This is a genomic window from Pseudomonas sp. GW821-FHT02H06, from assembly GCF_059421525.1.
Map to the genome: position 1 here is coordinate 168,970 of NZ_JBWKVD010000005.1, position 12,091 is coordinate 181,060.

The following is a 12,091-nucleotide window of genomic DNA, read 5'->3' on the forward strand; positions in this document are numbered from 1 at the left end:
TTGCGGGTACTGCTGATCAAAACCTCGTCACTGGGTGACGTGATCCACACCTTGCCCGCGCTGACGGACGCCATGGGCGCGCTGCCGGGCATCCAGTTCGACTGGGTGGTGGAAGAGGGCTTCGCCGAGATTCCGACCTGGCATCCAGCGGTCGCCAACGTCATTCCGGTGGCCATCCGTCGCTGGCGCAAGAACCTCTGGCAGACCCTCAAAAACGGTGAATGGCGCCAGTTCAAACAGCGTCTGCGCGACACCCGTTACGATCTGGTGATCGACGCCCAGGGCCTGCTGAAAAGCGCCTGGCTTACCCGCTACGTCAAAGCGCCCATCGCCGGGCTGGACAAGACTTCTGCGCGGGAGCCCATGGCCGCCCGTTTCTACGATCGCCCCTACGCCGTTGCCCGCGGCCAGCATGCGGTCGAGCGGTTGCGTCAGCTGTTCGGTCAGGCGCTGGGCTATCAGGTGCCTGCGGGATTGGGCGATTACGGCCTTGATCGCAGCCGCCTGCTCACTGCTACAAACGACGCGCCCTTCGTACTGTTTCTGCACGGCACCACGTGGGACACCAAACATTGGCCCGAGCTTTACTGGCGGCAATTGGCCGAACGAATGATCGGTCAGGGACTTGAAGTGCGTCTTCCGTGGGGCAACCCGGCCGAGAAGGCACGAGCCGAACGCATTGCCGATGGCCTTGATAATGCCGTCGTGTTGCCCAAACTCAATCTGGCAGGGGTTGCTCGCGTACTGGCGAGCGCCCAGGGTTGCGTCGCGGTGGACACCGGTCTTGGTCATCTGGCTGCAGCGCTGGACGTACCGACCCTGTCGCTGTTCGGCCCGACCAATCCGGGCCTGACCGGCGCGTACGGCCGGTCGCAGGTTCATCTGGCGGCCGATTACCCCGCCTGCGCGCCGTGCCTGCAAAAGAAATGCACCTACCGACCGACGCCTGAAGATCAGCGTCAGGTCGATACCGAACGCGAGTGGCCCATGTGCTTCACTCGCCTGAATCCCGAGCGGGTAGCGAACCAGTTAGGTGCGCTATTGCTGGCAAAGGAACATCCCTGATGCAACTGGCATTCGTGCTTTATAAATACTTCCCCTTCGGTGGCCTGCAGCGTGACTTCATGCGCATCGCCCTGGAGTGCCAGCAGCGCGGCCATAAAATCCGCGTCTACACGTTGATCTGGGAAGGCGACGTGCCGCCCGGCTTCGAAGTGCTGGTGGCGCCGGTCAAGGCAATCTTCAACCACCGCCGCAACGAAAAGCTCACCGACTGGATGAACGCCGACCTGGCCAAGCGTCCCGTGGACCGGCTGATTGGCTTCAACAAGATGCCCGGCCTGGACGTGTATTACGCCGCCGACGGCTGCTACGAAGACAAGGCCCAGAACCTGCGCCACGGCCTGTACAAATACTGGGGCCGCTACCGTCACTTCGCCGACTACGAGCGCGCGGTGTTCGGCAAAGACGCGAAGACCGAAGTGCTGATGATTTCTGAAGTGCAGCAGCCGCTGTTCATCAAGCATTACGACACGCCGCTGGAACGCTTTCATCTGTTGCCGCCGGGGATCTCCCAGGACCGCCGGGCGCCGCCGAATGCCGCCGAAATCCGCGCTGAATTTCGTCGGGAATTCAAGCTGGCCGACGATGACCTGCTGCTCGTGCAGATCGGCTCCGGCTTCAAAACCAAGGGCGTCGATCGCAGCCTCAAGGCGCTGGCGGCGCTGCCCGCAGAATTGAAAAAACGCACGCGCCTGTTTGTCATCGGCCAGGACGACCCCAAGGTATTCCAGGTGCAGAGCACGACGCTGGGCCTGGGCGATCACGTCACCTTCATGAAAGGGCGCAGTGACATTCCGCGTTTTCTGTTGGGCGCCGACCTGTTGATTCATCCGGCGTACAACGAAAACACCGGCACCGTGCTGCTTGAAGCGCTGGTGGCGGGGCTCCCGGTGCTGGTCAGCGCGGTGTGCGGCTACGCCCATTACATCGCCGAAGCCGACAGCGGTCTGGTGCTTGATGAGCCGTTCGAACAGAGCCAGCTCAATCAATACCTGGCCCGCATCCTCAAGGACGACACCGCGCGCAGCACCTGGAGCCGCAACGGGCTGGCATTCGCCGACACGGCTGATCTTTACAGCATGCCGCAGCACGCTGCGGATGTGATTCTGGCGGAGCACCACGGATGAAACTGATCCTTGCTGAACCCTTCAAGACCCTCTGGGCCGGGCGCGATGCGTTCGAGGCCGTCGAGGCGCTGGAAGGCCAGGTCTACCGCGAACTCGAGAACCGGCGCACCTTGCGCACGGAGGTCGACGGGCGCGGTTATTTCGTCAAGATCCATCGCGGCATCGGCTGGGGTGAAGTGGCGAAAAACCTGCTGACCGCCAAATTGCCGGTGCTCGGCGCGGGTCAGGAGTGGGACGCGGTCAATCGCCTGCATGAAGTCGGCGTGCCGACCATGACTGCCGTGGCGTACGGCGAGCGCGGCAACAATCCGGCGATGCAGCATTCGTTCATCATCACCGAAGAGTTGGCGCCGACCGAGAGCCTGGAAGATGTCAGCCTGAACTGGCGCAACGAGCCGCCCGAGCCACGCATGAAGCGCGCGTACATCGCCGAAGTGGCGCGGCTGGTCGGGATGATGCACCGCGCCGGGGTCAACCACCGCGACTGCTACATCTGTCATTTTCTGCTGCACACCGACACGCCGGTCACGCCCGATAGCTTCCGGCTCTCGGTGATCGACCTGCACCGCGCCCAGACGCGCCCGGCGATCACCCAGCGCTGGCGCAACAAAGACCTGGCCGCGCTGTATTTCTCGGCCATGGACATCGGCCTGACCCGGCGCGACAAACTGCGGTTTCTCAAGGGCTATTTCCAGCAGCCGCTGCGGCAGATCCTGGCCCAGGAATCGGCGCTGTTGAGCTGGCTCGAAGGCAAGGCCGAGAAGCTCTATCAGCGCAAATTGCGTTACGGAGACGCGCTCTGATGGCGGGCTGGAATCTGGAGCCTGGCTACGCCGCGCTGACGGACGACTTCGGCACCCTCGACGCGGTGTTCGCCCTCAAAGGCGAGCGCCTGACCCGCGATCCGTTGTCCGAAGTCATCCGCGTCGAGCGCGGGGGCGTGAACTACTACGTCAAGCGCTACGTCGCGGCGGGCAAGGGATTGCGCCGGTATCTGGGACGGCCCCGGGTCAAGTCCGAATGGCAAAACCTCAAGCGCTTCGCCAAGTGGGGCATCCCGACCGCAGAAGTCGTCGCCTGGGGCCTGGAGCGCAATGGCGCTGCGTATGATCGCGGCGCGCTGATCACCCGGGAATTGCCGCGTACCGAAGACCTGTCCGAACTGGCGCGGGTCAAGGACATGCGCCTCGACAGCCGCGCGTGGGTCAATGGCGTCAGCCAGCAGGTCGCGCGCTACACGCGGACCATGCACGATCATCACTTCACCCATAACGATCTGAAGTGGCGCAACCTGCTGGTGGACGATCAGGCGACGGTGTTCCTCATCGACTGCCCCAACGGCGCGTTCTGGGTCAGCTTCATGCTGCGTTACCGGATCACCAAAGACCTCGCGTGCCTGGACAAGGTCGCCAAATATCACCTGTCGGCCACCCAGCGCCTGCGGTTCTATCTGCAATATCGTGGTCGTGAACGCTTGAATGATTCTGACAAGAAGCGCATCCGCCACATCGTCAGTTTTTTTGAGGGTCGCGAATGACTGTTTTCATTGCTGACGCCGACCGGGGGCTGCTCGAACGGCATGGTCTGGCGGACTTCGATGCGTTGTGGAACGTAGAGCTCGATGCGGTGGATGAGCCCAACACCGGCCGTGGCGGCTGGAGCAGTGTGTTTCGCCTGGAGCTGGAAGGCTCCGGCTACTACCTCAAACGCCAGAGCAATTACCTGACGTACACCCTGCATCACCCGTTTGGCGAGCCGTCTTTCTCCCGTGAGTTTCGCAACATCAGCCTGTATCAGAAGCTGGGCATTCCGGCGCTGCATGCAGTGTTCTACGCGGACAGGAAAGTCGACGGTGAGCGCCGCGCAATCCTGATGACCCGCGCGCTGGATGGCTGGACCGATCTGGACACGCTGTTGCAGGACTGGCACGAGCGGCCGGCCACCGAGCGTCTGGCGATTCTGCAGGCGTGCGGGCAACTGGCGCGCACGCTGCACAGGGCCGGTCAGGTGCACGGCTGTTTCTACCCCAAGCATATTTTCATGCGGGCCCGGGGCGGTGAGTACATGGCGCAGCTGATCGACCTTGAGAAGACGCGCAAGTCGATCTTCGGCCAGCGCGACCGGGTCAAGGACATTGAGCCTCTTCTGCGCCGCGCACCGGTCTGGAACGAAACGGAAATCCGCGAGCTGCTCGCCGCTTACCTTCATGCCCCGGTCGATAGCGGTCTGGTTGACACCTGGTGGCAGCGTGTCGCCAAACGGGGCAGTCACAAGCGCCGTGAGCGGTAAACAGAATTCCGGTTGAAATGCATAATCTGGGCTTGATCAAAGAGGGCGCCGATGCGTTTGTCTGAACTGAAAAACGCCGGTCGCACCCCGGCGCTGCCGATGAACATCGCGCTGGAGGATGCCGCCGGTCCTGCCGAGCTGCAATTGCTCAGCCTGCTGCGCGTCCTGCCCGGTCAACGCTATGTGGGCGCCGGCATCTGGCGTGGGCGCACGGTGCTGGCGAAATTACTGGTCGGTCCCAAAGCCCCTCGGCATTTCCAGCGTGAACGCGACGGCGTACAGGCGCTGGCGAAACAGGGCTTGCCAACGCCGTTGCTGTTGGCTGACGGGCTGCAGGAAGGCGAGGGCGGCTGGCTGTTGTTCGAGTTTCTGGATCAAGCCCAAAGCCTGGGCGATACCTGGAAATCAGTGGAAAACCTGCCACCGCTGGCCGATGAACAGCAGTCAGTGCTCGGCGATGCCCTGGCCGCGGTGGGTCAGATGCACGCCAAAGGCCTGTGGCAGGAAGACCTGCACCTCGACAACCTGCTGCGTCAGGGCTCCACGCTGTATTTGATTGACGGCGCGGGCATTCGCGTCGAAGAAGCCGGCAAGCCGTTGTCGCGGCAAAAGGTGTTGGAAAATCTCGGCGTGTTCTTCGCCCAGTTGCCCAAGTCGCTGGAGCCGTTCACCGAAGAATTGCTGGTCTATTACCTGCTGAGCAACGGCGAGCACGGCTTGCCGGTCGAGGCGCTGCAAAAGCAGATCGACAAGGTGCGCAGTTGGCGCTTGCGGGATTACCTGAACAAGATCGGCCGTGAATGCAGCCTGTTCAGCGTCGAAGACGGGCCGTTTGCCCTGCGTGCGATTCGTCGCGAAGAAGTCGCTGGAATGCTGCCCGTGCTGGAGCAGGCCGACGCGCTGGTGGATGGCGGTCATCTCTACAAGACCGGGGGTGCGGCCAGCGTCGCCAAGGTAGACGTCGCCGGCCGCGAACTGGTGATCAAGCGCTACAACATTAAGAACCTGGCCCACTGGCTCAAGCGTTTCTGGCGACCGTCCCGTGCCTGGCACTCGTGGCGTGAAGGCAATCGGTTGCGGTTTCTCGGCATCGCCACGCCCAAACCGCTGGCGCTGCTGGAAAAACGCTTTTTATGGCTACGCCGCGAGGCGTATCTGGTGACCGAGTTCCTGCCGGGGCCCGACATCATCGAGCGCTTTGCGCCCTACGTGGCTAACGGCGATGCGCCGGAAGCCGAGTTGCAGGCGCTGGATACGCTGTTTGCGCAGTTGATCCGTGAGCGCATCAGCCACGGCGATCTCAAGGGTCACAACGTGTTCTGGCAACAGGATCGCTGGTCGCTCATCGATCTGGACGCCATGTGTCAGCACGGCTCCCAAGCCTCGTTCGCGACGGCGTTCGCCAAAGATCGCGCGCGCTTCATGCGCAACTGGCCGGCGGACAGCGCGCTGCACCAAGTGCTGGAGCAGCGCATTCCGACGGTTTCAAGGACGCCGGACTGACCGTCAGTCCGCGTGCTTGAGGTTGATCTCCACCAGTGCGTCGATCAATGCCTGCACGTTATCGAACGGCTGGCGATGAACCTGCGGCCATGACTCGCGCTCGACGTAGGCTTTGCCAGCGGTATTGAACCGTACCGGCGTGTGCTTGAGGGTGCGGTCCCTTGAGCGATGCACGATCATTGGCCGCAAGGGGGCGGACTCATCGAGCAGGAACATGCCCGGACTGTGCAGTCTGTCGCCGACGGGCGCAGCGAGTTGAGGACGTGGTGGCAGTTCGATCTCCACGCGGAAATCATTCTGCACCAGCACTGGCTCATGACCCAGCCCCGCCGGGACCTGTTCGCCCGGATCGATCATGATGCCGTGGCCTTTGCCCTGCGCCACGTCCATCACCCGCACGCCAATCCCCTGTTCCAGCTCGGCAATGCCCGGGACGCTGTTTTTGAACGTGTTGGCATGGGTTTCACCCACCAGCGCCATCCACTTGTGCGGCCCCATCACCTCTTGGTGCTTGCGTATCGTGCGGGACGCAAAGTAGCTGAGCACCTGCTGGCGCGTTGTGTTGGAGTGGGTCGGCATATGGCGGATGAAGTAACTGGCGGCGCAGTCGATCGCGCGGATTTCAATGCCGTGCCGCCTGGCCTGGACCACCAGCCTTTCGAACGAGTAGAGGCCGGTCGGGTCGGTCCGGAACGTCTGGTCCATGCGCTTGAGGTCGTGCAGCAGACGTTTGCTCATCAGCCCCGTTTCAGCGAAGCGGTCCAGGTCGGCCTGATGGACGTCCGTCAGCAAATGTTCCATGTACAGCGTCTTCACGTCCTGTCGCGCCAGATGCTCCATGTTATCGAGGATGAAGCGCTTGCTGGCGCGTGCCGAATGGGATTCGCCAATGACCACTCCGGACGTGTTTTCGTACAGCTCGATGAACATGCTCAACGGCGTGTCGGCTTTTACCTCGGGCAGAGTCACCCGTTCAGGGAGGGCCAGGTTGAGCACTGAGCGCGCATCTTTCTGCAGCGTGTTCGCCAGTTCGAAGAACTTCTCACGCACCTCCACCAGATGACTTTCGATGAAAAAGTAATCGGGGTTGAGGCCTCTGTGACGGAAGTTGGCCAGGTCGTGAAAGATGCTCCGCATGTCGGCAGGCATCTGGTAGCGGTTGTCGATCAGCGACTGCTGAATGGCGCCCAGGGGGTAGTCGTTGCTCCAGGTCGCGGCATCGGCGCGGGTCCAGTAGCCGGCCGGGTTCCATTCGAAACCGTGATCACCGACGTAGGGGTTCACCTCGCTCCGGCGGTGGGAAACGATGGCGCGGCGATTAGGGTCCAGACCCCACTCCATGGGTGAACGTCGTTCGAAAAAGCCATACAGCGCATCGTCCATTGATGTGTCGGATGGACTGACGGGCGAGGCTGCGCCGGCCCCGTTATCGATATTCGGGTTGCCGATCTGTGCCTTGAAGTCCGCGCGCGACGCCGCGCTGCTGATGACGGCATCGCTGTCCACGGATATCTGGGTCGGCGCGCCCAACGGCACGTCTTCGACGCGCAGGCTGAGTACGCCTTGCAGTTCGCTGATGCCTGGCTGTTGCTGCCAGGTGTTGGCGGTGCGGTGGTCGAGCAGCGCGATCCAGCGCCTGCCCGGGTGCTGCTGCACATCGCCGCTGATCACTTTGTGACCAAAGAAAACCGCCATCTTTTGGGGCGCGAGGGCATCACCTGCAGCGGATGCCACTTCGTTGCCCGCGTAGTCATAGCTGACCGATGAACTGAACGGACGAACGTCGATGCCGTGGCGGTGGGCCGCTTTGATCAGGTGGTAATAGTCGTATTTTTCGCTGCCGTTCTTGAGCGCGCCCTCGTTCACGGTCTCCAGGTAGTGCTTGATCATGTGGGAGCCGCTGCGCGTCTTGCTGCCGAGTGCCTTGTATTTCTGCAGCTTGTGCGTGTGCTGGTCGGTCTGCAGATGCTCGATGTACAGCACCTCGACCTTGCGCTCCGCCAGCAACGGCATGTTGTCGATCAGCAGTTGTTTGCTGGCGATGGACGTCGGAGCTTCGCCAATCACCAGTCCGTTGGATTTTTTCAGTGCGGCGTCGAAAAACGCTTGAGTCGTCATGTCATCGGCCAGCACCGGCAACTCGGGTTTACCCGGAAGGGGGGGCTGCTCGAAGAATGCTTTTGCATCGCGGTACAGATTCTGGCGCAACGTCTTGTAGGTCGAACGACCGCCCTGGAAAATGTCGTCGAAAAACTCATGCAGACCAAACGGGCCTTCCTCAAAATGTTCAGCCTGCCTTGGGCTGACGATCCCGAAGACGTAGGGCTGCAGCGATTCCGGCATTTCGTAATCGCTTAAGTCGCCCACCGCCGTGGCGGGGCCTGCGGGGGTTTCGTCCAGTCGGCTGAACGAAGGCAGAACGCCGCCTCGCAAGCGCGCAGGCTCAAGCAGCTGCCACTGGCCCTGGCGGTTGAGGCGCACCGTCTGGCGGCCAAAAAAGGCGAACGGGTTGCGCGGGTCGACGATCTGCCAGACGGCCAGCCTGGCGTCGTACTGGACTTGGTACGTCTGGCCCTGCATGGCGATGTAAAAGTTGCCACGAACGACGCTGACACCTTGCCCGTGCGGGCGGCTCAGGGGGAGCGCGTCTGTCAGCGATACATCTACCGCGTGCAGCGGAGGTGAGACGGTATTTGCGACCCGCACCGGCGGGGTGTCCTGCTGCAATGCCCTCCATACGCCGGTCACATCGGTTTGCGCATAACGCCCGGTGGGCTGAAGGGTTTCGGGGATCAGCGCGTGGGTCCGGTACAGCGGGACATGGCGGTTGGCAGACTGAGGCGCGGCCCAGAAGAGTTCGTTCTCCACCGCGACCGGCTGCAGCGTCTCATCGGTGGCATGGGCAACCGAGCGGGCGTACCTGCCGGCGGTTTTTTGTCCGGTCAGATCCTTCAAAATGCCGCCGAGCCCTTTCATTCCCGAGTGCAGATCGCCCGCAGCGCCCGCCGTGTTGAGCCAGGCGCTGAGCACGTAGAAGCTGGCGGTGGCGTGATCCCGCTCGTCGAGTGCTCGCAGCGCGCGATAACCATCAGCGCTCGCGATGATCATGCCGACGGCAAAGCTGGCAGGCGGGAAGGGCAAGGTCACGGCGGTCGCGATCAGCTCGAGGCTGCTCCAGACCTGTCGGCAGAGCATGTCTGCACGGCCGATCGTGGTGTCCTCGACATCCTGGATCTTGCGCTCGATCACTTGGTTGAAACACACGTCATACAGGTTGCTGAACGGCGCCCTCGGCAGCACCGGTTTGCGACCACCGCCTTTCTTCAGTTCAGCCAGGGCGAATGCCAGCGGCATGCCGGCCTTCACCCGGGCGCGGCTCAGGTAGTAATCGCCCATGCCTTCGCTCAGCAGCGTGTTGCCGAACGCGCTAAGTGGTCGGAAGGCGCGGCCGTCCGGTGCCTGCGGCGTATACAGCAGAACCTGCTCCAGCGTGCTCGCCTCAGGCGGCGTGAGCAGGAAGCAGCCGTGAATGACCTCTGCACGAGACGCGATAGCCATCACGTCCACGCTCAATTGCAGTGGATAGACCCGATAGCGCAGGCGGTCTGCCGCGCTGCTCTGATGCATGTTGACGATGGAGAGGGTGAGCCAGTGCAGCTGGGTGGCGTCGATGTGGCCTTCGAGAAAGCTGCGCAAGGCGTCGGCGCGCATTTGCAATTGCGTCAGCAACAGGCTCTGTTGACGGCGCCAGTCGTAGCCCTCGCTGGCAGGCGCCAGCAGTTGCCCGCGAATCATCGCGATGTACTGATCGGCGACCCATTGACCGCGAACCGAGCCGGCGACCTTCTCCGGGCTCAGTGGTGTGAGATCGACGCCCTCGGGGCCGCTGAAAGTGGCGGTGGTATCGGCCGCCGGGTTGAGCAGGCCAAGGGTGTCGTCGTAACCGTCACGCAGCATCTGGGTGTAGGACAGGGTTTCGCGGGGCGTGTGAATGATGATCCGGTCAGGGTCCACCGTTTCCGGCGGCAGACCCAGCAGCGCGTTGATCTTGCGGCTGGCAGTCCGATGAACGTAGGCGTTGAAGTCGGTCACCCGAGTGTGTGGGGCGGCTTGGTAGATTTCACCCGCCGCCACGATCGTATCCTCCAGTGCCACCATTTGCTGACGCTGCTCGGCGGATGCCCGCAGGATCCAGTCCGGGGTATGCAGCCGTTGCTCCGAGAGCATTACCTGCACGCGCGCCGACACCAGCGCACGCACACCGCTGTTGTAATCGGGGAGGGTGGCGTAGCTGATCCAGTCCTGGGCAGGCGCTGGCTTTTCACTCAAATCATGCAGCTGGTCTTTCAGGGCGGCTCTTCTGCCGGCGGTGATCTGCGCCAGCAGGAAGTGGTTCATGTCGGCGGACCGGCTCCAGCTCACCAGCTCACCGAGCAACTGACGCTCGTTGTCGAAGCGTTGGAAGTGCCGGGCGCGCGGGTTGTCCGGGGTGAACATCAGCAACCCGTCCGACTGCCCCGAAGCGTCGAGCTTGCGCAACAGCAGCACGCTGCTCAATACGTCGTGACCGTTCAGCTTGACCTGCTGCAAGGCCACGGCGGGATTTCGCGGCGCGGCGGTGTCCGGATTCAGCGACTCGATCAGGCTCAGGTCGGAAGGCAGGATATGCCCCTGCAGTTCAGCGCCAAGGGCCTGGGCGATGAGCTGATGATGCATCGCTTCGCCCATCAGGCGCTGGATGGTCGGCGAGCCGAGCGCTTGGCGTTGCGCGGGGCCGAAACGCGTTCGCAGGTCTTGCTCGTTGATGACGTCGGCGAGGTAGGCCAGCGTCATGTCGCTGTACTCAGGCTCAAGCGGCAGGCCGTTGTGAGTGATTCGGCTATGGGTCTGGAAGGCCGAATCTGGCGCTGTGTCGCCGGGATGCAGGCCGTAAAGTGCCAGATGCGTCAGCGTTCGGCGGACGGAGAAGGTTTCACTGGTGATGGGCTGCGTCCGTTCGGTGCTGATCAGGACCTCGTCCGGATCGAGATCAATACCCAGATCATTGGCCAGTCGCGCGCGCAGACGGCTTCGCGCGAATTGCTGCGGGGACGCGGCGCCGTCCATGACGCTCATCAACGCATTGCGCGATCGCTCGTAATTCATCAGGCCCGAGGCGTAGCGCTCACGTTGCTCGGTGCTGGCCATCTCCAGCCAGTCGGGGCGTGCGCGGCGCTCATCTCGCTGGGCGCGACGATCCTGCGCAGCGGCTATGGCGCCGCCCGGGCCCCAGGATTTCGGCTGGTGGAGCAGGTCTTGGAGTCGGGCCTGAAGGGTCTGAGGCGACAGGTTGTGGGCGTTACCGAACAGCTTGTCAATGTCCACACGCTGCCTGGCCAGCAGGCGATCAAAGGCATGGTCGTAGGGCGATCCCTTGATCGGCTGCAGTTGAAAGTCCGAAGGGTGGGTGGGCTCAAGAAATACATCACCGCCGGAGGCAATCTCGAGCCAGGCGTCGCGCGTGCTGTCCTGCATAAGACGCAAGAGTGGCAGGCGCAGGAGTGGGTGATTGATGCGGCGGGCGAGTGCTTGCTGCAATGCCTCGTTCGACACGAAGCCTTCGACGGCCTGGCCGGGCAACCAGAGCAAGGTCTGCCCCGGCTGGGCGGTTGCGACCAGCGCCCCGGCCAGCTCAATGCGACGTTCCGCATCAAGTTGCAGCTCGAGCGCGCTGAACACCACATGCTCCTGGGCGTCCATGCCCGGCAGGCAGCGCGCATAGTCGCGGTGCAGCTCGCCTTCTTCGATGTTCAGCAGCAGGTCGTCACGCAGGGTCAATTCGATGCAGGTCACGAAGAGCTCGCGGCGTGAAATATCACGCGCACTGGCTTCGGCCCAGAAGCGAGTGATGGCCGAGTGCAGCAGCGTTTTCTGCTCCGGGCTCACTGGCAGCGGCGGGGTGTTGAGGCAGGCCTTGGCATCCGGAAGATGCTGAAGCTCGGCGTCAAGTACAGAAGCCAGCGTGGTCAGCCGATCAAGCGCAGGCGGGTTGGGTGAAAAGGTTTCCATGGCGTACAGCATTCCTGAGTGATCTCCGCGCAATGAGCTTGCGCAAGAGCCGGGCAAGCAGC

7 protein-coding genes are annotated in these 12,091 nt (G+C 62.7%); 6 read left to right on the top strand and 1 reads right to left on the bottom strand.

What is annotated here, in order from left to right; genetic code table 11:
- From waaC to AC07VF_RS10845, 6 genes are read left to right on the top strand one after another with little or no spacing between them, the layout of a single operon-like run.
- Positions 1 to 1,065: a lipopolysaccharide heptosyltransferase I gene (waaC, locus tag AC07VF_RS10820; RefSeq protein WP_495008553.1), complete on the top strand. Its 1,065-nt coding sequence runs from the start codon at positions 1 to 3 to the stop codon at positions 1,063 to 1,065.
- Positions 1,065 to 2,189, top strand: coding sequence for a glycosyltransferase family 4 protein (locus AC07VF_RS10825; protein WP_495008552.1), 1,125 nt, complete (start codon positions 1,065 to 1,067; stop codon positions 2,187 to 2,189). Before waaC ends, AC07VF_RS10825 begins: the two co-directional genes overlap by 1 nt.
- On the top strand, positions 2,186 to 2,992 hold the full coding sequence (gene rfaP, locus AC07VF_RS10830) for a lipopolysaccharide core heptose(I) kinase RfaP (RefSeq protein ID WP_192171140.1): 807 nt from the start codon (positions 2,186 to 2,188) through the stop codon (positions 2,990 to 2,992). The genes AC07VF_RS10825 and rfaP overlap by 4 nt, the downstream gene beginning before the upstream one ends.
- Positions 2,992 to 3,726, top strand: coding sequence for a lipopolysaccharide kinase InaA family protein (locus tag AC07VF_RS10835; RefSeq protein WP_346626866.1), 735 nt, complete (start codon positions 2,992 to 2,994; stop codon positions 3,724 to 3,726). The genes rfaP and AC07VF_RS10835 overlap by 1 nt, the downstream gene beginning before the upstream one ends.
- Positions 3,723 to 4,478: a lipopolysaccharide kinase InaA family protein gene (locus AC07VF_RS10840; RefSeq protein WP_495008551.1), complete on the top strand. Its 756-nt coding sequence runs from the start codon at positions 3,723 to 3,725 to the stop codon at positions 4,476 to 4,478. Before AC07VF_RS10835 ends, AC07VF_RS10840 begins: the two co-directional genes overlap by 4 nt.
- A 51-nt stretch (positions 4,479 to 4,529) precedes the next feature.
- The gene (locus AC07VF_RS10845) at positions 4,530 to 5,981 is read left to right on the top strand and encodes a lipopolysaccharide kinase InaA family protein (protein WP_495008550.1); all 1,452 of its coding nucleotides are present in this window, start codon (positions 4,530 to 4,532) and stop codon (positions 5,979 to 5,981) included.
- Between the two features lie 3 nt (positions 5,982 to 5,984).
- Here AC07VF_RS10845 and AC07VF_RS10850 read toward each other — a convergent pair whose 3' ends face one another.
- Positions 5,985 to 12,029: a dermonecrotic toxin domain-containing protein gene (locus AC07VF_RS10850; protein WP_495008549.1), complete on the bottom strand. Its 6,045-nt coding sequence runs from the start codon at positions 12,027 to 12,029 to the stop codon at positions 5,985 to 5,987.
- Between the last annotated feature and the right edge of the window lie 62 nt (positions 12,030 to 12,091).